Here is a 22,141-nt window from a genome sequence, read left to right on the forward strand (position 1 = left end):
GCATTTCACATGAATAAATCTTTTATTTCTTTCCACTTTAACAAGGCTTATTTGATTTGTCAAAACTTTCCTGACATGATTGTGTGAGTTTTGCTTATATTGGTCTACCTAAAAAAACCTCCCATTAACAAAAAATCTAATGGGAGGTTTTTTCTATTGAGGATAATACAATTCCGATACAGCAGAGCTTACTGCCAATTTGACATGTTCATATGTCAACCCGCCTTGGACGTACAATGTATAAGGTGGTCTAATCGGACCATCGGCTGTTAGTTCAATACTTGAGCCTTGGATAAATGTTCCAGCAGCCATGATGACATCATCTTCATAACCAGGCATATAAGCTCCAACCGGAGTCACATGAGCGTTAATAGGTGAATACTTTTGAATCGTTTGGGCAAATTGGATCATTTTGTCTTTGTCGTTTAATGAAATCATTTGAATCAAATCTGTTCGCGGATCGTTCCATTTCGGCGAACTGTCTACTCCGCAGGTTTCCAATAAAGCTGCAGTGTACACCGCGCCTTTTAAAGCCTCTCCAACTGCATGGGGTGCCATGAAAAACCCTTGGTACATTTCTTGCAGGCTGTATAAAGAAGCCCCTGCTTCACGCCCGATTCCTGGAGAAGTCAAACGGTATCCGCAAGCTTCTATTAAATCTAAACGTCCTACAATATAGCCGCCTGTTTTAGCTAAACCGCCACCTGGGTTTTTAATCAACGAACCCGCCATTAAATCAGCTCCGACTTCGATAGGCTCTTTTTGTTCAACAAATTCACCGTAGCAATTGTCTACAAAAATAATCGCTGTTGGATGAACGGTTTTAACAACGTCGATCATCTCCTTGATTTTTTCAATCGTGAAAGAAGGACGATCAGCGTAACCGCGTGAACGTTGTATGGCAACCACTTTTGGTTTTTTTGTGATTTTTTCTTTGACTGTTTCAAAGTCGACACTACCGTCTTCTAATAAATCAACGTGGTCATACCCCATTTGATATTCTTTAAAAGACCCAATGCCATTACCGGTTACTCCAACGATTTCCAATAACGTATCATAAGGCGATCCCGTAATGTACAACAGGTCGTCTCCAGGACGCATCACTCCAAATAAGGCTGTTGCGATAGCATGGGTTCCTGAAATGATCTGCGGTCTTACTAGACCCGCTTCTGCTTTAAAAACATCAGCATACACTTCTTCCAACACATCACGGCCGTAATCGTCATAACCATAACCGGTCGAAGGCGTAAAGTTTTGTTCTGAAACTTTTTTATTTCTAAAACTGCTTAATACTTTATTTTGATTGGCCAAAGCAACTTCATGAATCTGCTCATGAACAGGTTTGATTTTTTCCTCAACCATTTTTATTTTCTCGATTAATTCGGGTGCATAGTGACTGTTCCAACTCATTTAGTGACTCTCTCCAATCCATTTTGACTCTTTCTTTGTATAGCCTCTTACAATATAAACGTTTTTTTCTTCGTCATAGGTTTCTGACAGCAGCAACGTCTCTTGTTTTAAACGAACCAATTTATGGCCTTCTGCTGCGTTTACTTCAATTTGATAAGGAACCATGATCTCTCTCATATGATTCGTGATTTCTTCCAGTAAAACAGCAATATCCGCAGGTTCTTTAGCTGATATCCATACATTGGGGTATAGGCTTGGGAAAAACATACCGTCAACCAAATCCTTTTTATTGTAAACTGTCAACATAGGAATATGATCCATTTTTAACTCTTTCAATAGTTGCATAACTGTTTTTTCATGCCCAGCCATATTTTCTGCAGAAGAATCTACTACATGCAGCAACAGATCTACATTGCGAGTTTCTTCCAATGTTGACTGAAAAGCTTCAATCAATTCTGTTGGCAAATCTTGAATAAATCCAACCGTATCTGTTAATGTAACATTCATCCCTGACGGTAAGACTAGTTTGCGAGTCAAAGGATCCAATGTAGCAAACAACTGATTTTCTTCATACGTTTCGGCTTGTGTCAATTTGTTTAACAACGTTGATTTGCCAGCATTTGTATACCCCATCAACCCTATCTGGAAGGTCCCGCTTTCTTTCCGCTGTATACGATTACGGTCACGGTGTTTTTCTGTTTCTTTTAACGTACGTTTGATATCGCTGATTTGATCACGAATATGACGACGATCTGTTTCTAATTTGGTTTCACCAGGACCTCTAGTTCCGATTCCTCCACCTAAACGCGACAAATTGATTCCTTGTCCAGCTAAACGAGGCAACATATATTGCAATTGAGCCAGTTCAACTTGCAGTTTGCCTTCTTTGCTTTGAGCACGCATAGCGAAAATATCTAAAATTAGTTGGATTCGATCAATAATTTTCACATCAATGACTTCTTGAATGTTTCGGGTTTGTCCCGGTGTTAATGCATGGTTAAAAATGACGACATCTGCTGCAGACTCTTCAACTAAATGTCCTAACTCTTCCAGTTTGCCTTTACCTAAAAATGTTCTAGGATCAAAACGCTCTCTTTTTTGAGTCAACTCGCCGACAACTTTTCCTAAAGCTGTCTCTGTCAACTGAGCGAGCTCATCTAGTGAATAGGCAAAATCTTGATCTGTTTCGTTTGTTTGAACACCGACAAGCACTACTTTTTCTTGTTCTTTTTTAGTTTCCATCGTTACATCCTACCTCTCTAGTGTAGTTTGATTTAAAAATTGCTGGACTTCCTCAATGAGATCTTTTTCAGATTCGGGACGTTCCACTAAATTCCACCATTCAACATCTTTCATTCGGTTTCTGAACCAAGTGAATTGACGCTTAGCATACCGCCTGGAATTCTGTTGGATGGATTCTACAACTGACGAAACTGTTCCTTCTCCATTAAAATAAGGCAGCCATTCTTTATAGCCTATGCCGCGCATTGCTTGAGCTTCTTGCAATCCTTGTTCAACTAACCAACGTGCTTCTGTTTCCAATCCTTGATCGATCATCTCTTCCACCCGCTTATTGATGCGTTTATAGAGAAGCGCTCGATCGGTGGTCAATCCGATAATTTTTGCGTCATATAAAGGTTCTTTTGTTTCACGTTCGTTTTGCGAAGCAGAAAAAGGACGACCAGTAACATGAAGGACTTCCAGAGCACGAATGACTCGTCTGACATTATTAACATGAATATTCTCGGCTGCGATGGGATCTGCTTTTTTTAGTTCTTCCCACACATAAATCGAGCCATGTTCTGCAGCTTCTGCTTCTTTTTCAGCCCGAAAAATTCCATCATTTTCTCCTTTTCCGCCAAAACTCACATCATACAATAAAGATTCCATGTATAAGCCCGTTCCGCCAACAATAATCGGGACCTTGCCTTTAGCACTGATTTCTTGGATCAAGCATCTAGCTCTTTTTTGAAAGTCGGAAACAGTGTAATTTTCTGCAGCTGAAACTTCATCGATCAAGTAGTGAGGAATTCCAGACCGTTCTGTTAAAGTTGCTTTTGCTGTTCCGATATCTAACTGTTTATAAATTTGCATTGAATCGCCACTGATGATTTCGCCATCAAACCGTTTGGCTAATGCAATGCTTAAACTTGTTTTGCCAACAGCTGTTGGTCCTACAATAACGATAATTTTCGGTTTAGTCACAATATTCTCCTTTGTTTCTATGATTGCCATTTTTCTCGAATTGCGAGAGCTTTTGCTGGGTAATCAGTGATAACACCATATGTTCTTTTACTGAAACAGTAGTCCAAGTCATGGCTATGATTGACGGTCCAAGGACGAGTAGGGATTTTTGGTACATTGGACTCGCTGATTTCTCGAAGCCATGTTAATTTTGGGTGCCACATAGTGACAAGAAACCGATTATCCAATATTTCTATCGCCCCTTCACTTTGTTCAAACAGTAAAGCTATTTTATTGGATTGGTCCAATTTTTTCACACGTCTAAGAGTTTGATAATTAAAACTTGAATATTCAATAGCGAACGGCCAATTTTGTCGGCAAACCAGTTCCATCACTTTTTCTTCGATACCTGGATAAGGGTATTTATTTGTTTTGAACTCAATATTTAATACACCAGTATACTGATAGCTGTTCAATAAATCAAAAACTTCTTGCAAACTAGGAATACGGCTAAATGCGTATTCCGAAGCAAACCAGCTGCCCGCATCCAAAGTTTTTAATTCTTGTAAAGTAAACTCACCTACCAAACCATGGCCATCACTCGTCCGGTCTACTGTTTCATCATGGATCACCACAAGTTCTTGATCTCCACTCAGTTGGACATCTAATTCAATTCCGTCACTTCCTGCTTTTAAAGCTTCTTCAAAAGCAGGAAGTGTATTTTCAGGATGTGTTCCTTTACTGCCTCTATGAGCGATAACTTCTGTTCTTCTCATTAAAACACCTCCACTTACCAACGATAACGTTTTTATTATAACATATTCATAGAATGAACCGTTATTGTCGACTGTTAAGGCAAACGTATTTTCCTCGTATTTTTAAGTGAAATAGCGTAAAATAAACTATATCAAAAGAACGGAGGTGTGTCAGATGTATCTAACGCTTGAAGAAACTGCAGAATATCTGGATCTCACGATTTCAGAGGTCTATCGCCTTGTTCGTGAAAAACAAATCCGCACCGTATCCGATGGTGAAAATCTATTGGTCAATAAAGAACAATTTAATCTTTACTTTAAAGCTTTAGAAAAATATAAAGCTGAGTTGCAGGATTATTTAAATGAAACCTTACCCGAAGACAGCGACATTAAAGATGAAGACTGACCTGATTTTTAGTAATAGAATTTTTTCGAAAAATGCATAAAAAAATTCGCCTCTTCACTTAGCAGGCGAATTTTTTTATGCTGTTATTTTTTCTTAACTTTGCCGGTCCAATCACGGTAACCGCCTTTCAAACGATACAAGTCTTCATAGCCCGCTTTACGCAATTTAACTGCAGCACGCCCACTTAAAGCTTTATTGTGGTCATAAAGATAAACTGGTTGATCTTTTCTGATCTCTACCATTCTCGTTTTAAACAAAGAAAAAGGAATATTTCGAGCACCTAGAATATGGCCAGCATCAAAATCAGCTTTCTCACGAACATCAATCAATTGAACTTTCCGCATATTTTTTTTAAATTCTTCTTCTGTTAATTCAACTGCAGCACGTTTGCGGTTAAAGTATTGATACAGTTCGTAACCGCCCCATCCTATAATAATGATCAATAAAATTGTATTTAATAGTACATTTCCATTCAATTCAAAATGCCCCTCTCTTCTCGTACTCACATGAATAATTGTACACAAGAAGAAAGCATTTTACTAGCATTTTTTTATAAAGCTTGTTTTCTAAGATCCTTAAGGGGTCTCCATTGGAATCAAAGGATAGACTTTCTTTTGTTCCAAATCAATAATATATTCAAAACGCCAACCATACAAACTGTATCGACCATTTCCAGCAATGCTGATAGGTGCATTATCCGGCACATCGACGATAGGTTCGATTTTTCGCGTATCAAAATTTAATTTACCAAACTCAAATTCACCTGTTTCTAACTCTAATTGAGTTGGCTCTTTAGCAAATACTCCATAAATAGCTTCTTTTCTGCCTGATTGTGTCAAATAAGGAAAAACTAAACGTTCATTCATTGAAACTTTTGGTACGGTAATGAATCCTTTGTCGACCATAAATGGATACTGACGAGTTAAAAGCAACTCGTTTTTGCTGAAATCAGATGGTGAAAATGTGACGAACGTGTCATTGCTTAAGAAGAAGCCAGAGACTTGATTCCGAATCCGCGTCACCTCATCGTTACGAATATCGCCCATATACAATTCCCCTGTTTTCAATAAAAAATCTCCAGTATTATCCACATATAAATAAAGGTTTTCAGAATACCAAATCGGCGTTAATGAATTTGATTTGATGTCTTTTAATTGATTTGTCTCAATGTCCCATTTTTGAACAACCATTTCTTCTTCCCATTGATAATAAGATATAAATAATTGGTTTTGTTCTACTGGGTTCCATTGAACATTTAAATACCCATTCGTTTCAATTGCTAATTTTTGCTGCTCTTCTCCAGCTAAATTAATAATACGCAATTCTCCGCCAGCTTCACCAGCAACTTGAATAAAAATTTGCTGTTTATTCTCAGAGATGGCTGCGGTCAAAATAATACTACCAGCTTCGTATATCGGGGTCAATTTACCGGAAAAAAGATTAAATCGATACAATGTATCAGCATTCATTTCTCCAGCATGCACCAGTATTTCTTCATCAGAAAGCCAACCGATGACTTTTCTGAAACTTTCATAAGATATTGGAAGTTCATGATAAACATGTTCTTCTTCTGCTTTTCCAGTCTCTTTAGGGTGCTCTTTGCTACAGCCCCCCAAAAATAAAACGGCAGCAAAAAGCAGCACGAATATTCCAATTCCAATGGTTTTTGGTACTTTTTTTCTCATTTCATCACCTTATATTTTCGGTTGTTATCAGTTGAGTTGATACTGTCTACCCCTTTTCTAATCTTATTCCTGTAGCTAATTATACCATAGGAATTTTTCTTTAGCATTTTTTAGCTATTCTCAAAACAGCTCTAATCAGTATTATCTTATTTTTTATCCAGTAAAAGAGTGCTTTTTCTCTATAGTAAATAAATGAGCCGCTTAAAGATAACTTTTCCTGTTTTTAATTAGCGCCTGCAAATACAAAGTAAAAAAAAGAAACCCTAATGGTTTTAGGGTTTCTCTCCATTTCTTATCTTAATTTAGTCGGCTGCTTCAACTTGTTTAGCCACGATTCCTTTAATTAACGAGCTAGCGCCTATTACGCCTGCATCATTACCCAATTGTGCCAAACGTATTTTACAACTGTCGCGAACCGTCGGGAAAGTAAAGGTGTTGAAGTAATCTTGTACTTGATCTGTTAAAAATTCTCCGGCATTGGATACGCCTCCGCCAATAACAATCGTAGAAGGATTAAGAATATTCGCTATATTGCCACAAGCCAAACCTAGATAAAAAGCTACTTTATCGATCACATGAACTGCTAAAGCATCCTTTTGTTTAGCAAATTCAAACACATCTTTTGCGGTTACCAGCTGTCCATCATCGACCATAACTTTCAAGTTTGATTCGCCAGCGTACTCCTCAGCATAATCTCTCGCTAAGCGGACAACTCCTGTTGCGCTAGCCACTGTTTCAAGGCATCCTTTTTTACCACAGGTACAGTCATATCCATTTGGTTCGACCGTTATGTGTCCAACTTCTCCAGCGGCGCCTGCAGCTCCATGCAGCAAGTGTCCCTCTGCTACGATTCCGCCCCCCACACCAGTGCCTAAGGTTAGAAACGCCATATCATCTTCATTTTCTCCAGCGCCTTTCCAGCGTTCTCCAAGAGCGGCAACATTGGCATCATTATCTATGGCAAAAGGAATTCCTGTGCCGCTTTCAATCAGTTGTTTTACTGGTTGCAACGTTTTCCAGTTTAAATTGTAAGCCCCAATAACCGTACCTTTTTCGCGATCGACCGTTCCTGGCGAACCCATGCCAATACCGATAAAATCGGCTGCCGACATTCCAAATCGTTCAATGTGTTCATTGATAGATGCGACGATCGCTGGCACTATTTTTGCACCTTCATCGGAAATATCGGTTATGATGCTCCATTTTTGTTGAATTTCACCGGTTTCTGTCAATACCGCAAATTTTACTGTTGTTCCGCCTAAATCAATCCCAATTAATTTCTTTGACATGTACTTCTTCCTCCAACACTGCTTATTTTTTCGTCTGATTTTCTTTTGATTCTTCAATTCGATGTTCTTGTTTAAGAATCAAAAGGGCTGTCATATATTCATCATTTTCAATTAAGCCTTGCTCATGAATTTTTTTCAATTCAATCAACATCAACTCAATATCCCATAACCGTTTTCCTACATAAATAAAAATACCGTAACGTTTTAACAGCTGTTGCACATCATACATTGTTTTCACGCACTCACCACCTATTGATCAAAAAAGAAATCGAGTTCTCACGTAACCTATGACTAGGAGTAAAATCACCATGACAAGAAAAAGTCCGCCAAATTGCAAACGACGTTTTTTCCAACGCGGTAATGGATCTATCGTACTGATAGCCGTTGCTAACAAATAGCCTCCTGCAAGTCCGCCAATATGCCCTGCCAAATCAATAGAAGAATCAAAAACACCAAAGACTAAATTAATTAAAACCAACAACATAAAGTTTTTGGACATCTGCTGAATAGCTGGATTATTAGGATAGGTTTTCCCTAACATTAGAGCAGCTCCGAACAGTCCAAATATAGCGGTGCTGGCTCCTGCAGAAATAGCATTATTAAAAGCAAAACTAGCTGCATTTCCAGCAAATCCGCTTAATAGATAAATCAATCCAAAACGCCAATGACCAAAAATACTTTCCAGTTGAATTCCTAGATAGTATAAAATAATTGAATTGAGTAAAAGGTGCATCCAACCAATATGCAGAAACATCGGCGTAAATAAACGCCACCAATCTCCTAAAACAATAAAAGGATTAAATTTTGCACCGTATTCAATCAACGTATGGGTATTCGTACTGCCCCCGTTAAAGGTCATTAAGATAAACAGTAATATTTGAAGGCCTAAAAAGGCATATGTCAAAAGCGGCTGCTTAAAAAAACGTTTTATTTTCATTTCCGTTTGGTAATCCAATTGATCAACTCCATTCTCGTCTTATTGTATCTTTTAACTAAAAAATAAAAGCGTAGCGCTATTTTTTAATTATAGCATAAAACAAGCCTGTTCACGGTAACAAAAAGAAAAGAGCTGTAGTCGATGCTCAATGTATCTTCCGTTTTCAGCAAACAAAAAAAGCCAGCTGCAAAGCTGACTCTTTACCTTATTCCATATTATCAATATTTTCACTTAAATCTTGAATCGCTTCCAAATTATGCTCTGCTCGTTCTTTATCTTCCTGTTGTTCCGATAAAGTAAACAGTTCATCTTTTGATAGCGCGAACGGTGTCGAGATAGAAACAACTTGTAAAGGATTCACGTAAACAGCTTCACCTTGTTTATTTTTTATCAAAATTAAACGGTTATCCAGTACACCCTCTTCTGTGCTCACTTGCTCAATAAAGGCTCTTTGAGACATGTTGATTCTTAGAGACTGTCCATTGCTAAAAAACACTTCACATACATCATCCATTTACAAAACCGTCCTTTCTCTTATTACTAAGAGTATACCAAAGGAACGTTTAGACACCAAACAGAATGAATTCTAAAAATCAAATAGTCTGCTTCGTTTCATTGACTGTAATTAAAAGGCCGATCGGAATATCAAAAGATTCTATTTCAAAAGAAGGTATCTTTTGCTCGTTAAAAACTAGTGAAACGGTGTTCCCAGTATAGTCAGCTAAGAAACGATCATAATAGCCGCCACCAAAACCAACACGGTATCCTTTTTCAGAAAAAGCTAATCCAGGAACAATTACCATATCAATGTCTGCTTTCGGGATAGCGGGCAAGGCAGCCGCTGGTTCTGATAAACCAAATGTTGAAGTTTCCATCGGTGTTTCTGAAGTATACCTAACGAAATCCATGATCCGGTTTTTTTTCGCTCTAGGAAGCACTACCTGTTTCCCTTCTTCCCATGCTTTCTCAATAATGGGTCGGGTGTTTAATTCCATTTCTTGTGCCATTGTAGTAGCAATGATTTTAGCTTCTTTCCATTCCACCGTTTGGAAAAGGCGTGCCAAAATAGCTGCTTCTTGTTCTATTTTTTTCTTGCCGGTTAATTCTTTTAATCGTTCAATGATTTGTTTGCGGATTCCTTGTTTGGTCATCGGGTAATTCCTCCTAAGTAAAAAATGCTGAGAAAGAATCTCTCAGCATTTTTTACTTCGTATATGATTTATGCCACAAAAAAACAACAGAGATCTGTTGTTATTTTGTTTCACGATGTAGAGTAACAACGCGTTCGCGCGGACAGTATTTTTTGAATTCTACACGGTCCGGATTGTTACGTTTGTTTTTCTTTGAGATGTAATTACGTTCTTTACATTCAGTACATTCCAATGTGATGTTTACACGCATGATTTTCCCTCCAAGCACTAAACAATATTTGAAGTTACATTCCGTAATCTTCTGACTTGAATATCATATCACTTTTTTCAAAAACATGCTAGTATTTTTTTAAAGGTTGTAAAGTTTTTTTACTTTACGTGTGTATCTTCATGCTTGCTTTTTGCAGTAGTTGAGGATGAACAACAAATACTGCAAGAAAATACCTGACTAAAGAAAGACTTAAGCGTATTGAAATGAATCAGACTCTTTTCTAAACTTTTAACCACACAGCTGTTGTCTTATTAATATCGTAAACAAATAGTGGTATGCAGGCTTTCGCAATAAATGTTCGTTATTCTTCTAAAAACAATACGATTGTAATGAGCTGATGTATTTTTATATTTTCATTAAGTTTTTTTTCACTTTTTACATTTCTAAACTAGAATGTGGTAAAATTGATTTTGAGTTTAAATAAAAGAGGTGAAAATAATGGACTTATGGGTAATAGTAATTGTTTTATTAGCCATCGCCATCGGATTGATTGGATGGTCTTTCTATAAAAAAGATAACGGTGAAAAAATCAAAGAAGAATTTGAAGAATTGTCTCTTCAACTGTTACAAGATATTTTTCAATTAAAGAAGCGTGTTTCTGTTTTAGAAAAAGAATTAAACATTCATACAGAAGAAATTGCAACTTCAGCCAAAATACACGATGTCTTGAAAAAACATGTCATCACCTTGTATACCCAAGGAGTAGCAATTGAAGATATCGCTAATCAAACAAGATTATCTGAAGCGACCATCAAAGTGGTTGTCGATGAATATCTCGAAAACAACTAAAAACAAATTAAAGGAGCTTTTTGAATGAGTAGACCCACATTACGTTACTTGGCAGTAGGATTTTTAGTCTCTGCCATCGTTCTTGCCGGATACCGTCTTTTCCTTTATGAGCCAGCTGCTGTTGCCAAACAACCGGCTTCAAACGAAACCGTTGAATTAAGCGAAGAAGAGTTATCCTATAAAGAAAAGTATGAACAATTGTTGGCAGAAACAGAAGTTGCCAATTTATCTAAAGAAAGTTCAGACACTGCTGAATCAGCCAGTTCAGAAGAACCAAAAGAAACAGATTCTTCTGAAAAAGATTCAAGCGAACCAGCTGTCACTAAAACAACCATTATCATTAATAATGGAGATCCTAGCAGTGTAGCTGTTCAACAACTAGCTGACCAAGGAATCATCGAAAATCCTTCTGATTTCGAAAAGTTTCTTGATGAGAATAATTATGTTTCTCTTCTGCGTCCTGGTTCTTATGAAGTTACCAGTGAAATGGATTCTCAACAAATTGCAGATGCCTTGATGGGTCGTTAAACATCAGAAAAACCCTTCTAATCATTATGATTAGAAGGGTTTTTCTGTGTTATTATTCTTCGGTTGTCGTTTCTTTCTCCAGTTCATCGTCTAGCTGAGCATATTTCCCTACTCGAAAGTATGCATCTAACACTTGTCGGCCAATAGTTGTATTTTCACTGTTGGTATTTGTTATCGGTAAATAAGGAACTACCACCGTGACAGCAATTTCAGGATTATCGAACGGTGCATAGCCGATAAACGTCCGATTGATCACTGAGGAGCCTTTTGCATTTTCCACTGGTCCATCGTAGATAGCTTCAGCTGTCCCTGTTTTCCCAGCGGCATCATATGGTGCTCCGATAAAAGCACTTCTAGCCGAACCATTTGCCCCATGAATTACTTGATACATTCCTTGCTGTACACGAGAAAACTCTGTTTCGCCAACGTTAACGGTATTCAATACTTCGGAACCTAATTGAGTTTCTAAAACTCCTAGATTCCCATCTTCATCTGTTCCACGGATTTCGTCGACGATTCTTGGTGCGATTCGTTTTCCTCCATTAGCAATAGTAGATGCATATTGGAGCATTTGAATCGGCGTATACGTATCGTATTGCCCAAAAGAAAAGAAGAGCGGTTGGACGCCGGTGATATCCGAACCCACAAAACCAGAACCTTCATTCGGCAAATCGATTCCGGTTTTCAAGCCTAATCCGAATTGCGCGTAATACCCTCTTAATTTGTTGATAACTTCGTTTCCATCAATACTCAAATTTATTCCTGAACTATACGTGTATTGTCCTCCCATACGCATTGCAATTTTAGACATGTAAACGTTGGATGAACGTTCCAACGCAGTAATATCGTTCACTGCTACACTTCCGCTTCGGTTAAACACCGAACTGATAGAATTCCCCGCATTTCTTCCGAACTTTAATGGTTCATCCACTATTGTATTGTCATTTAACGTGATTACTCCATCCATATATCCAGCCAATACCGTTGCTGGCTTAACAGAAGATCCCATCGAATAAGCACTACTAATCGCGCCTAATGCATCGTCTTCAATTTTACCCGTTTTCGGGTTTACTTTTTGGCCAGTCATCGCCATTATTTCACCTGTATTTGGATCAGAGGCAATAACGTATACGCGGTCATTCAACCCTTGACGATGTTGTGCGAGGGAATTGTAAGCAATTTCTTCAACGATTTTTTGGAAATTCATATCAATAGTCAATACTAAATTATCGCCTTTTTCTCCAACATAATTTTGAATGGTATTCACAATATCGCCATTTTGATTGGTCTCTGTCGCAGATTTTGATTTAGAACCGCTTAGAACTTGTTCGTACTGCTGTTCTAAGTAACTTTTCCCAACCCGGTCATTGCGAGCATAGCCTTTAGCTAAATAAGTAGCTGCTTTATTGTCTGGCAGCCCTTCTGCTTCGGTCGTAACATCTCCTAAGATACTTCTCAGCATTTCTCCTTCTGGATATGTCCGAACCCAGTCTGTGCCAGTATCAACCCCAGGCAAAGCCAAAAGATTTTCGCTGACTCTTGCGATTTCTTCATCGGTCACATCTTCGCTTTTGATGTTGATCGTTGACAGCGCATAGGCGCCATTCATTCGTTTAAAAATAGCTGCTGCTTCTAATTCTTCTTCTGAAAATTGGATGTCTTCATCGGTCACACGATCAATTTGCAATTGATAAAGCTCTGATCCAGTCAGCTTTTTTTCTGTTTCAGTTAACCGTTTGTTTAGTTCTTTTTCATTTAAAACTGCCCAAAAATCTTTCAAGTCTCTAATCGATAAATCAAAGTCTTTCTCTGTTTCCACTTGAGTGACATGCGGCATTTTTATATAACTTGCCAAATTCAAAGCAATTTTAGCCATATCTTCACCGGATACGCCTTTTCCTCTCGTATATGTAATGGCTTGAAGAGGATTATTTCCGACAAGCTTACGGTGCTGGCTATCGTAAATTTCGCCACGAGGTACTGTCCCAGTTGCTAATGTAGTCTCTGTTCGTTGCACTTGCGTTTCAAATTCTTCACCTTTTACAATCTGCAGATAACCTAAACGCAAAATAAGCGTTGCAAAAAGCAAAAAAACCACGAAGAACAAGAGGTTTAAACGAAAAGGAATATGGGATCTTTTCTTATCATTTTTCTTTTTGTTCGATTTCAACACTACACCTTCCTATTCCATTAAACTTTCCTCATTGTAACAAATTTGATTGAATTTAACCATTGAATGAAGAAAATTTTAATTATTCCTTAGTAATCTATGCTATTCTAGTTTGTGAGTGCCGTTTGGTTTCCGAAAAACAATCAATAAAGCTTATTAACCAACAAGATAAACCATCTATTTTAAATTGGTTTTGACATTTCCATTCGTGCAGCGGTCTGAAGCCACTCTTCTGCTTTTTATTCTATTATTTATTGAGGTGAATCGTATGCAAAAAACAATTAAAGCTTTTTTTTATAACTACTGGCCGCTTTTACTAGCCTTTTTTGTCCCATTCCTAACGATGTCGCTCATTTACATCATTCAAGGAGTTTATCCTTTTGGGAACAGTTCGCTGATGACAGTTGATTTAGGCCAACAATACGTCGACTTTTATGCCTATTACCGGCAAACTTTTTTTGAAGACCCATCGAGTTTCTTTTACTCTTTTTCTAAAGCTATCGGCGGAGATATGGTTGGCTTGTGGGCTTATTATTTAACCAGTCCTTTCAATGTAGTTTTTTTATTTTTTCCACATCACCAACTGCCGTTTGCTATTACCTTTTTAACGGTACTGAAAATTAGTTTAACGGGATTAAGTTTTGGGTGGTTATTAAAAAAAGGGTTTAATGGAGAAGGATTTAGCTTAGCTGCTTTTTCGATCAGTTATGCTTTGATGGGGTATACCATCGTTAATCAATTAAACATTATGTGGCTTGACGGGTTGATCTTTTTACCTCTTATAGCTTTAGGAATTGAACGGTTGTTAAACCAAAACAAAGGATTGACCTATTCGATTTTCTTAGCTTTGACATTGTTTGCGAATTATTATATTGGGTATATGATTTGTTTATTTCTAGTCGGGTACTTTTTATTCCGGTTGATCGGAATGACGTATCCCTCCACCTTAACTTTAAAAGACAAAATCAAAGCAAATCTTCATTCTTTATTTTTATTTGCTTGGCATTCCTTATTAGGGGCCGGCTTAGCTGCTGGTTTATTGCTGCCAACTTTTTATTCTTTGCTGGGCAGCAAAGCCAGCTACACTAAATTGGCTTTTGACTGGGAATTAGCATATCCATTCCATGAAATGCTTTCAAAACTGGTCATTGGTGCTTTTAACTTTGACCAAATGCCTAGCGGCTACCCGAACCTTTTTATTGGAAGTCTAGCAATCGTTTCTTTTGGTTGTTACTTTTCCAATCGCACTTTTCCTTTGCGAGAACGGCTTACTGCTGTCGCTTTAATGAGTTTATATGTGGTTTCCATGAATTTAAAAGCTTTTAATATGGTTTGGCATGCCATGCAGTACCCTATTTGGTATCCTTATCGTTTTTCTTTTGTCGTTTGTTTCTTCATGATTTTAAATGGATTTAGAAGTTTCATGAATATGAAAGGCTTAAAACCACTAGAGACATTCTTTAGTGTCAGCTTAACCGCTGTTGTTTGTCTTTCTGTTTATCAAGGCAACTTCGATTTTGTTTATCCGGAACAACTTGTGTTGACCATTTTGTTTACTTTACTGATTATTTTTATGCTGATCATTAAACCGCAACGTTATCGTTGGTTGCCGCTCGTTCTGTTTCTGATCACAACAGTAGAAATGGGGATAAACGCCCAAATTGATTTATCGCGCTTGAGCTATGTCAAACAAGACTCTTTTTCGACGTACCAAAACATACTAGATACCGATATTTCCGCCATACAAAAAGAAGACAACGATTTTTATCGAATTGAGAAGACGTTTTTACGTTCAAAAAATGATAGCTTTCAAGCAGATTACCCGAGCGTATCGCATTTCAGTTCAACTTTTGAAAAAGAAATTCCGCAATTATTCGGCGATTTGGGATTCCCGGTTGGAGATGGGTTTATCGTTTATGCAAACGGAACAGTTTTCACCGATGCGCTCTTTGGAATCAAATATTACATCAGTGAACAAAATGCCCTTTACCGATTGCCTGAACAAGAAGATGAGTTGTTAAAAGATGTTTCTTTGCTTAAAACGATAGACGCTAAAGAACCTGCTCATCCTGCCAATACGGAATTTCAATTATCCTTGATGCAAACCAAGCCTGACTTACGTTCTTATCAGCCTGTTGCTGAGACGAACCGTACTGTTTTGTATCAAAACCCTAATGCCCTGCCCATTATGTTCGGCAGCAATCAAGCGATTTTAGATGTTCCGCTGATCGCGGGTCAGCCAATTCAATTACAAGAGAACATATTGAACGCTTTAGTTGGTTTGCCTGAAACAAATCACTTGTTTATCCCAACAGATTTTACGAGCACGGTTTATCAAAATGTAACTGGTGTTAGTTCTACACACAATCACACATATACGAAACAAATTGCTAATCAAGACGCAGCAGTGTCGTTTCAGTTTACTCCTAAGACGAATGATGCTTATTACCTAACTCTGAGTCCAAATGTGAAAGACGAAGATGTTTCAATTTATTTGAATGGCGTTCCATTTACTCAATACCCAACTTATCGAGATTTATTGGTTTTAAATTTGGCAAACTTGAACAAAGAAGATACGATCACTATTAAATTCAATTTAAAAAAATCGTCTCTTAAACTCGATGACTTTCAATTGTATCGACTGGATCAAACAGTCTTTTCCGATGCCATAGATCACTTGCAACAAGGCGGCATGACTGTTTCGGAACATAGCAGTACTCATTTTAAAGGCGAAGTTACCATTCAGGATGATCAACAAGTATTGTTCACTTCTATTCCTTATAGCAAAGGCTGGAGTGCTCAGATTGACGGCATTCCTGTGAAAACCGAAAAAGCACTCGATAGTTTACTGGCTGTTCCAATTACGCCTGGGAAACATACTGTCACCCTTGATTATCGAACACCACTGTTTAAAGAAGGTGTCATCGTATCTGTTATTTCTGCCCTTTTCTTATTACTGACTCACTTAATTTCACGAAAATCTACTACAACTTTAAAAGGAGATCTCTATGAGTAAATTAATTAAAATCGCACCACCTAAAATACCTGCCACTCTGACCCCAGCTACTTTTGATGAGTTAGAAGATGAGGCTTATTATACCAATGTCGTTTTTCAAGACTGCACGTTAAGCGATGCTGATTTTGAAAAAGTCTGTTTTAAGAGCGTTTCTTTTATTAACGTCAGTTTTGAAAACTGCCGCTTTCGCCAATTAGAATTGCTAGATGTAAGCTTTGAAAAATGCAACATCAGCAATACCGAATTGATTGAAGCAATCGTTCACCGTGTTCACTTTTCAAACACTAAATTTCTAGGAACAAATTTTGCTGAAGCTTCTATCATGGATACCTATTTTAAGCATTGTTTCGGCAACTATAGTTCTTTCAGCTATACTTCTTTAAAACGGGTATGTTTTGAAGAAACAGCTTTAATTGAAAGTGATTTTTTCGAAATCAAATGGCAGCAGCTGCTTTTTAAAGCTTGTGATTTAAATGGAGCTAATTTAATGCAAACAGATCTAAAAGGACTGGATTTAAGTTCATCTACTTTTGAACAAATTGCCGTTTCCACTGACTTGCTTAGAGGAAGCATCTTAAATGCGGGACAAGCACTGGTTATTGCTGGAGCATTAGGCATTCAGATCAACTAATAGGCAAAACAAAAAGAACTTGTTTGAGAAAAGTACTATTCTCAAGCAGGTTCTTTTTTAACAGACACAAAAACAGACAGACGAATGAACGCCTGTCTGTTTTTTTTATTAGCATTACTTTATTTTGCTGCTGCGTAATTTTTTGCTGCTTCTTCCCAGTTAACTACATTCCAGAATGCTTTAATGTAGTCTGGACGTACATTTTTGTAGTTTAGGTAATAAGCATGTTCCCATACGTCTAACCCTACTACTGGAGTTTTGCCTTCAGATAATGGAGAATCTTGGTTTGGTGTTGAAGTGATCGCTAATTTCCCGCCATCTACTACTAGCCAAGCCCAGCCAGAGCCAAAACGACTAGTTGCTGCCGCTGCAAATTCTTCTTTAAATTTGTCTAAGCTGCCAAAAGTAGATTCGATTGCTTCTTTTAATTCGCCAGTTGGCTCGCCGCCGCCTGTTGGAGAAAGAATTTTCCAGAAAAAGCTATGATTAGCATGTCCGCCACCGTTGTTTCGAACTGCTGTACGAATGTCTTCAGGAACTGCAGACAAATCAGCAACCAACTCTTCAATTGATTTTTCTCCTAATTCAGGATGTTTTTCAATTGCTTTATTCAAGTTTGTTACATAAGTGTTGTGATGTTTGTCATGATGCAAATGCATCGTTTCTTCATCAATAGATGGTGCTAATGCATCATATGCATAAGGTAATTCTGGTAATTCATAAGCCATAATTAAATTCCTCCGTATAATATATATTTTGTCATTGCTTTGCTACTCTTTAAATGTAACACCTTTCATCCCAAATTTCAAAGCCTTTGCTCTTTTTTTATCGGAAACGGCCATTCTGTCAGAATCATGAGATCTTCTTCGGAGATATTGAGTTTCAAGCCTCAAAAGATTACAATAATAAAGAACAGCTTTTGTCTAAAATAATGTTAGGAGGGATTTATATTCAATTAGTCAAATTATTCATGGCTTCCGTTAGTCGTCCGGAAGAATTACTTGAAGCACGTAAATTAAAAAAAGGAAAAATTTTTCTTTATCTTTTATTTCTTGCATTCATTACAGCGATCCCTACTTGGATTCAAGGAAATCGTATCTTAAATGACTTCAATAAAGATGGGCAAACCATTTCTGAACACCTTCCTGCTTTCAAGATTGAAAATGATCAATTAGTTACTGATAAACCTGGAGAAAGTTTTATTTATCAAACAGATTCCATCATTTTCACTTTCGATCCTGCTGGTGAGCAAAGTGTTGAGGATGTTGACAAAAATAGAATCGGTACGACTATCGGCATTGCGCTGCTCAAAGATCGTTTTTATATCAGCGCACCTGGTTATCCAGTTGAATTGTCTTATACCAAAATGAACGGTGTTACAGATCAATTCTTTACTGATCTTGTCCTTGGCATGCAGACAATGAATAGTTTTGTTTTGATCCTCTCTTTTGGCATTATTTGGTTGATGAGTTTAATCATTATGCTGGTTTACAATTTATTGTATACCGTTTTTGCTAACTTAGTCGCTACTTTTAGTCGACGCCCACTACGGTTTGCAGCGAATTGGAGACTTGTATTGTTTGCTTCAACTTTGCCGACTCTTTTCTTTGCTCTTTTAAATAGTTTTGATTTAACTCCCTATTTTCAATTAGAGACAAAACTAGTAGTAACGCTTTATATTTATTATTTAGCTATAAAAAAAATACCCAAAGAAACTTTACCGGGTAAATAAAAAAACTCTGAAAAATCGAAGTCTCGATTTTTCAGAGTTTTTTTATTTGTTGGCCTTTTTATTGGCTTTTTTGATTGCATTCGCTTGTGTACGGCGTTCAACACGACGTTTTTTCAAACTGCTTGCTTTAATAGCACGTCCCATTTTTTTCTTGTAACCAGGTTTGATGTTTTTCTTCGCTTTCTTCATCATCCCTCTTATTTCTGGGTCAATCGGATCGGTTGTTTTCTTCTCACGTTGCGCACGACGTTTACGGTCAAATGTATCCGTGATTTCACCATTTTTAACGGTTTTAGGTTCAAATGTGATCCCTAATTTTTCAATATCAGCAATCAAGTTTTCATCGCTTGGTCCATATAAAGTAATTGCCGTTCCTTTTAGGTTGTTACGTCCTGTCCGGCCTACTCGGTGAATAAAGAAATCTAAATCACGTGGTATTTCTGCATTGATAACATGAGAAACGCCCTCGATGTCAATTCCGCGAGCAGCTAGGTCAGTAGCTACAACAAATTGATAGTCCAAATTCTGCACTTGTTTCATGACACGTTTACGCTCACGTGGTGGAATATCTCCATGAATAGTGGCTACTTTTACTCCTCTCGCCTTAAGACCTCCCGCAATTTCATCAACTTTTGCTTTGGTATTAGCAAAAATCATCACTAGGTAAGGTTGGCCGATCATCAGCAATTCATAAATAACATCAACCCGATCTCTGCCTTTAGTAGAGATCAACCAGTTTTCAATGGTCGAAGAAATAACTTCTTTTGGTTGGATGTGTTCATACAAAGGATTTTCCATGTACTTTTTCAAAAACGGTTTTAATTTATTGGGAATCGTTGCTGAGAAAATCAACATTTGTAAATTAGCTGGCAATTTGCTGGCGATTTGATCGACATCTGTTAAAAAGCCCATATCCAGTGTCATATCTGCCTCATCAATCACCAATACAGGTGCTGTATGGATCAATAACGCATTTTCCGTTACTAAATCTAAAATACGTCCTGGTGTTCCAATAACAACATGCGGTTGTGTGCCCGCCAATTTAGCCATTTGCCGTTTTTTGTCTGTGCCACCTACGTAAGTTTGCACGATAATTTTCTCAGGCGCTTTTTCTACCAATTGAAGAGCTGCTTGGTAAATCTGTTCCGCCAACTCACGACTTGGAGTCGTAATGACAACTTGAACTTCTTCTTTCCCTGGGTTGATCGCATTGATCAACGGCAGCAAGAAGGTGTGCGTTTTTCCTGATCCGGTTTGCGATTGTCCAATGACGCTTTTTCCTTTTTTTATTGCTGGAATAAGTTTATCTTGAACTTCTGTCGGTTCAGTAAAGCCTATTTCGTTAATAGCTTGTATTAAGAATGGTTGTAAATCAAATTTTTCAAATGTATGGTTCATTGTTACGCCTCTTTTCTCTCGATACTCTTTTGCATCCTTCGTATTGTAACACAAATTGTCCTATTTCGTTACTAAAATGCTAGCTTTATTAAGATTTTGCCATTGTTTTTCAAGATCAATTCTCGCTAGGTTTTTCTTCAGTGCTAAGAAAAGAACAGAAAAATGAGAGAAAGAGTAATTGATTCAAACTCAAAAAAACAGTACAATGTATAAGATAACCGCACGCTAAACATTTATAAGTAAACATAGGGGTTAGATTGAAGGAGAGGTAAAGACAAATGAGTAAAGAAAAAATCGCTCTATTCACCATTTTTGGTGGAACTGGAGACCTAGCAAAGAGAAAGTTATACCCTTCTCTTTATCGCTTATACAAAAAAGGCTTTCTGGCCGAAAAGTTCGCAGTCATTGGAACAGCAAGAAGAGAATGGACAGACGAGTACTACCGTGACATCGTAATGGATTCAATCAATGGATTGGCAGAGTCTTATGAACATGCAGCTGAATTTGCTAGCCACTTCTATTACCAATCGCATAACGTGACGGATATTGAGCATTACAGCACCTTGAAAAAGCTGACTGAAACGTTAGATGAAAAGTATCAATTAGAAGGCAACCGCTTATTCTACTTAGCTATGTCTCCTAACTTTTTTGGCATTATTTCACAGAACTTAAAAGACGGTTTATTGTTGACAGATTCTGGCTTTAACCGTTTGATCATTGAAAAACCTTTTGGTCACAATTACAGTAGTGCCTTAGAATTAAACGAACAAATTCGCGCATCCTTTGCAGAAGATCAAATTTACCGAATCGATCACTACCTTGGCAAAGAAATGGTGCAGAATATTTCAGCGGTTCGTTTTGCTAATAATATGTTTGAATCTATGTGGAATAATCGCTACATCGACAATATTCAAATCACATTAAGCGAATCTCTGGGAGTTGAAGAACGCGGCGGGTATTACGATACTAGCGGCGCGTTAAGAGATATGCTGCAAAACCATATTCTCCAAATGGTTTCTTTACTTGCTATGGAACCTCCTACACGCTTGCATGATAAAGAAATTCGTGCTGAAAAAATTAAAGCACTTCAAGCTGTCCGCTTATTCAAACCTGAAGATGTTCCGCATTACTTGGTACGGGGTCAATATGGCCGCAGTACGGTCAATGGCGAACACTTCGAAGGGTATCGCGAGGAGTTGAATGTTGCTCCCGATTCGCAAACGGAAACTTTTGTTGCCGGAAAAATCATGATCGATAATTTCAGATGGTCAGGTGTACCTTTCTATTTCCGAACTGGTAAACGTCTAGCCGAAAAAGGAACACAAATCGATATTGAATTTAAAAATGTCCCTTTGAATTTATTTAACGATAATAGCGATGAACCGTTGCCTCCAAATGTATTAACGATTTATATCCAGCCAACAGAAGGTTTCTCTTTAGAACTGAACACTAAAAAAGTAGGACTTGGGCTGGAAACGGAGACCTTGAAACTGGAACAGAAGCATTCTGCTGAAACGACTGCTAATAGTCCCGAAGCGTACGAAAAACTTATTTTAGATTGTTTAAATGGTGATTCAACAAACTTTACTCACTGGGATGAAGTTGCGAGCTCATGGAAGTTTGTCGATATTATCCGCCAAGCATGGGACAACGAGACCATCGACTTCCCGAACTATCCAAGCGGTTCAATGGGGCCAATCGAAAGCGATCTTTTGTTAACAAAAGACGGTTTCCAGTGGCACTGGTGTCCGACTAAAGAATAAAAAAAATAAACCCCTTTGCCTAGATT

General features: G+C 37.7%; 22 protein-coding genes. 7 read left to right on the forward strand and 15 right to left on the reverse strand.

Annotation, left to right across the window (positions count from 1 at the left end):
* Positions 1–153 precede the first annotated feature (153 nt).
* Genes JHE06_RS06560 through JHE06_RS06575 form a run of 4 tightly spaced genes read right to left on the reverse strand, consistent with a single transcriptional unit; the run spans position 154 to position 4,370 of the window.
* Positions 154–1,410, reverse strand: a complete 1,257-nt coding sequence (locus JHE06_RS06560) for a methionine gamma-lyase family protein (protein ID WP_058918636.1) — start codon at positions 1,408–1,410, stop codon at positions 154–156.
* Entirely contained in the window at positions 1,411–2,652 is a 1,242-nt protein-coding gene (hflX, locus tag JHE06_RS06565; RefSeq protein WP_201088284.1) for a GTPase HflX, read from the reverse strand.
* Between the two features lie 9 nt (positions 2,653–2,661).
* Positions 2,662–3,618 carry a tRNA (adenosine(37)-N6)-dimethylallyltransferase MiaA gene (miaA, locus tag JHE06_RS06570; RefSeq protein ID WP_328706716.1) on the reverse strand — a complete coding sequence of 319 codons (957 nt, stop codon included), beginning with the start codon at positions 3,616–3,618 and terminating at the stop codon, positions 2,662–2,664.
* A 14-nt stretch (positions 3,619–3,632) separates the two neighbouring features.
* Positions 3,633–4,370 carry a glycerophosphodiester phosphodiesterase gene (locus JHE06_RS06575; protein WP_058918639.1) on the reverse strand — a complete coding sequence of 246 codons (738 nt, stop codon included), beginning with the start codon at positions 4,368–4,370 and terminating at the stop codon, positions 3,633–3,635.
* Positions 4,371–4,524: 154 nt separating this feature from the next.
* On the opposite strand from JHE06_RS06575, the gene JHE06_RS06580 reads away from it, so the two are divergent.
* A complete protein-coding gene (locus JHE06_RS06580; RefSeq protein ID WP_058918640.1) occupies positions 4,525–4,755 on the forward strand; it encodes a helix-turn-helix domain-containing protein in 231 nt (76 codons plus the stop codon).
* 83 nt (positions 4,756–4,838) lie between these two features.
* Here JHE06_RS06580 and JHE06_RS06585 read toward each other — a convergent pair whose 3' ends face one another.
* The 8 genes from JHE06_RS06585 to rpmG form a co-directional block, all read right to left on the reverse strand.
* A complete protein-coding gene (locus JHE06_RS06585; protein WP_201088286.1) occupies positions 4,839–5,231 on the reverse strand; it encodes a rhodanese-like domain-containing protein in 393 nt (130 codons plus the stop codon).
* Between the two features lie 99 nt (positions 5,232–5,330).
* A complete protein-coding gene (locus JHE06_RS06590) occupies positions 5,331–6,440 on the reverse strand; it encodes a hypothetical protein (RefSeq protein WP_201088287.1) in 1,110 nt (369 codons plus the stop codon).
* 302 nt (positions 6,441–6,742) lie between these two features.
* Positions 6,743–7,729: an ROK family glucokinase gene (locus JHE06_RS06595; protein ID WP_058918643.1), complete on the reverse strand. Its 987-nt coding sequence runs from the start codon at positions 7,727–7,729 to the stop codon at positions 6,743–6,745.
* Positions 7,730–7,751: 22 nt separating this feature from the next.
* Positions 7,752–7,967 carry a YqgQ family protein gene (locus JHE06_RS06600; protein WP_201088288.1) on the reverse strand — a complete coding sequence of 72 codons (216 nt, stop codon included), beginning with the start codon at positions 7,965–7,967 and terminating at the stop codon, positions 7,752–7,754.
* Positions 7,968–7,985: 18 nt separating this feature from the next.
* Complete coding sequence (locus tag JHE06_RS06605) at positions 7,986–8,684, reverse strand: rhomboid family intramembrane serine protease (protein ID WP_058918645.1); 699 nt, start codon at positions 8,682–8,684, stop codon at positions 7,986–7,988.
* A gap of 187 nt (positions 8,685–8,871) precedes the next feature.
* Positions 8,872–9,180, reverse strand: coding sequence for a hypothetical protein (locus JHE06_RS06610; RefSeq protein WP_058918646.1), 309 nt, complete (start codon positions 9,178–9,180; stop codon positions 8,872–8,874).
* Between the two features lie 79 nt (positions 9,181–9,259).
* Entirely contained in the window at positions 9,260–9,817 is a 558-nt protein-coding gene (locus JHE06_RS06615) for a 5-formyltetrahydrofolate cyclo-ligase (RefSeq protein WP_201088289.1), read from the reverse strand.
* A gap of 100 nt (positions 9,818–9,917) precedes the next feature.
* Complete coding sequence (gene rpmG, locus JHE06_RS06620; protein ID WP_034536796.1) at positions 9,918–10,067, reverse strand: 50S ribosomal protein L33; 150 nt, start codon at positions 10,065–10,067, stop codon at positions 9,918–9,920.
* A 459-nt stretch (positions 10,068–10,526) separates the two neighbouring features.
* On the opposite strand from rpmG, the gene JHE06_RS06625 reads away from it, so the two are divergent.
* Together JHE06_RS06625 and JHE06_RS06630 are read left to right on the forward strand one after the other, a co-directional pair.
* Positions 10,527–10,877 (forward strand): hypothetical protein, encoded by a 351-nt coding sequence (locus JHE06_RS06625; protein WP_058918648.1) that lies wholly within the window; start codon positions 10,527–10,529, stop codon positions 10,875–10,877.
* Positions 10,878–10,901: 24 nt separating this feature from the next.
* Positions 10,902–11,405: a hypothetical protein gene (locus tag JHE06_RS06630; RefSeq protein ID WP_201088290.1), complete on the forward strand. Its 504-nt coding sequence runs from the start codon at positions 10,902–10,904 to the stop codon at positions 11,403–11,405.
* 52 nt (positions 11,406–11,457) lie between these two features.
* Here JHE06_RS06630 and JHE06_RS06635 read toward each other — a convergent pair whose 3' ends face one another.
* Positions 11,458–13,578 carry a peptidoglycan D,D-transpeptidase FtsI family protein gene (locus JHE06_RS06635; protein ID WP_201088291.1) on the reverse strand — a complete coding sequence of 707 codons (2,121 nt, stop codon included), beginning with the start codon at positions 13,576–13,578 and terminating at the stop codon, positions 11,458–11,460.
* Positions 13,579–13,843: 265 nt separating this feature from the next.
* Between JHE06_RS06635 and JHE06_RS06640 the strand changes: the two genes are divergently transcribed.
* Both JHE06_RS06640 and JHE06_RS06645 read left to right on the forward strand, forming a co-directional pair.
* Entirely contained in the window at positions 13,844–16,591 is a 2,748-nt protein-coding gene (locus JHE06_RS06640) for a YfhO family protein (RefSeq protein WP_201088292.1), read from the forward strand.
* On the forward strand, positions 16,584–17,222 hold the full coding sequence (locus tag JHE06_RS06645; protein ID WP_201088293.1) for a pentapeptide repeat-containing protein: 639 nt from the start codon (positions 16,584–16,586) through the stop codon (positions 17,220–17,222). The genes JHE06_RS06640 and JHE06_RS06645 overlap by 8 nt, the downstream gene beginning before the upstream one ends.
* Positions 17,223–17,341: 119 nt before the next feature.
* Here the strand turns inward: JHE06_RS06645 and JHE06_RS06650 are convergent, their stop codons facing one another.
* Positions 17,342–17,950 (reverse strand): superoxide dismutase, encoded by a 609-nt coding sequence (locus JHE06_RS06650; protein ID WP_058918653.1) that lies wholly within the window; start codon positions 17,948–17,950, stop codon positions 17,342–17,344.
* A gap of 191 nt (positions 17,951–18,141) precedes the next feature.
* On the opposite strand from JHE06_RS06650, the gene JHE06_RS06655 reads away from it, so the two are divergent.
* Positions 18,142–18,954, forward strand: coding sequence for a DUF1189 domain-containing protein (locus tag JHE06_RS06655; RefSeq protein ID WP_201088294.1), 813 nt, complete (start codon positions 18,142–18,144; stop codon positions 18,952–18,954).
* 42 nt (positions 18,955–18,996) lie between these two features.
* Here JHE06_RS06655 and JHE06_RS06660 read toward each other — a convergent pair whose 3' ends face one another.
* Positions 18,997–20,352: a DEAD/DEAH box helicase gene (locus JHE06_RS06660; protein WP_058918655.1), complete on the reverse strand. Its 1,356-nt coding sequence runs from the start codon at positions 20,350–20,352 to the stop codon at positions 18,997–18,999.
* Positions 20,353–20,630: 278 nt separating this feature from the next.
* Here JHE06_RS06660 and zwf point away from each other — a divergent pair, with 278 nt between their 5' ends.
* Entirely contained in the window at positions 20,631–22,115 is a 1,485-nt protein-coding gene (gene zwf, locus JHE06_RS06665; RefSeq protein ID WP_058918656.1) for a glucose-6-phosphate dehydrogenase, read from the forward strand.
* Positions 22,116–22,141 lie beyond the last annotated feature (26 nt).

It is taken from the genome of Carnobacterium sp. CS13, assembly GCF_016653495.1.
GTDB lineage: Bacteria > Bacillota > Bacilli > Lactobacillales > Carnobacteriaceae > Carnobacterium_A > Carnobacterium_A antarcticum.

Coding starts and splice junctions, on each gene's coding strand:
- rpmG (WP_034536796.1), bottom strand. CDS start 10,067: ATGCGTGTAAACATCACATTGGAATGTACTGAATGTAAAGAACGTAAT.
- hflX (WP_201088284.1), bottom strand. CDS start 2,652: ATGGAAACTAAAAAAGAACAAGAAAAAGTAGTGCTTGTCGGTGTTCAA.
- JHE06_RS06615 (WP_201088289.1), bottom strand. CDS start 9,817: ATGACCAAACAAGGAATCCGCAAACAAATCATTGAACGATTAAAAGAA.
- JHE06_RS06610 (WP_058918646.1), bottom strand. CDS start 9,180: ATGGATGATGTATGTGAAGTGTTTTTTAGCAATGGACAGTCTCTAAGA.
- JHE06_RS06590 (WP_201088287.1), bottom strand. CDS start 6,440: ATGAGAAAAAAAGTACCAAAAACCATTGGAATTGGAATATTCGTGCTG.
- JHE06_RS06625 (WP_058918648.1), top strand. CDS start 10,527: ATGGACTTATGGGTAATAGTAATTGTTTTATTAGCCATCGCCATCGGA.
- JHE06_RS06660 (WP_058918655.1), bottom strand. CDS start 20,352: ATGAACCATACATTTGAAAAATTTGATTTACAACCATTCTTAATACAA.
- JHE06_RS06630 (WP_201088290.1), top strand. CDS start 10,902: ATGAGTAGACCCACATTACGTTACTTGGCAGTAGGATTTTTAGTCTCT.
- JHE06_RS06650 (WP_058918653.1), bottom strand. CDS start 17,950: ATGGCTTATGAATTACCAGAATTACCTTATGCATATGATGCATTAGCA.
- JHE06_RS06575 (WP_058918639.1), bottom strand. CDS start 4,370: ATGAGAAGAACAGAAGTTATCGCTCATAGAGGCAGTAAAGGAACACAT.
- JHE06_RS06560 (WP_058918636.1), bottom strand. CDS start 1,410: ATGAGTTGGAACAGTCACTATGCACCCGAATTAATCGAGAAAATAAAA.
- JHE06_RS06580 (WP_058918640.1), top strand. CDS start 4,525: ATGTATCTAACGCTTGAAGAAACTGCAGAATATCTGGATCTCACGATT.
- JHE06_RS06640 (WP_201088292.1), top strand. CDS start 13,844: ATGCAAAAAACAATTAAAGCTTTTTTTTATAACTACTGGCCGCTTTTA.
- JHE06_RS06595 (WP_058918643.1), bottom strand. CDS start 7,729: ATGTCAAAGAAATTAATTGGGATTGATTTAGGCGGAACAACAGTAAAA.
- JHE06_RS06645 (WP_201088293.1), top strand. CDS start 16,584: ATGAGTAAATTAATTAAAATCGCACCACCTAAAATACCTGCCACTCTG.
- zwf (WP_058918656.1), top strand. CDS start 20,631: ATGAGTAAAGAAAAAATCGCTCTATTCACCATTTTTGGTGGAACTGGA.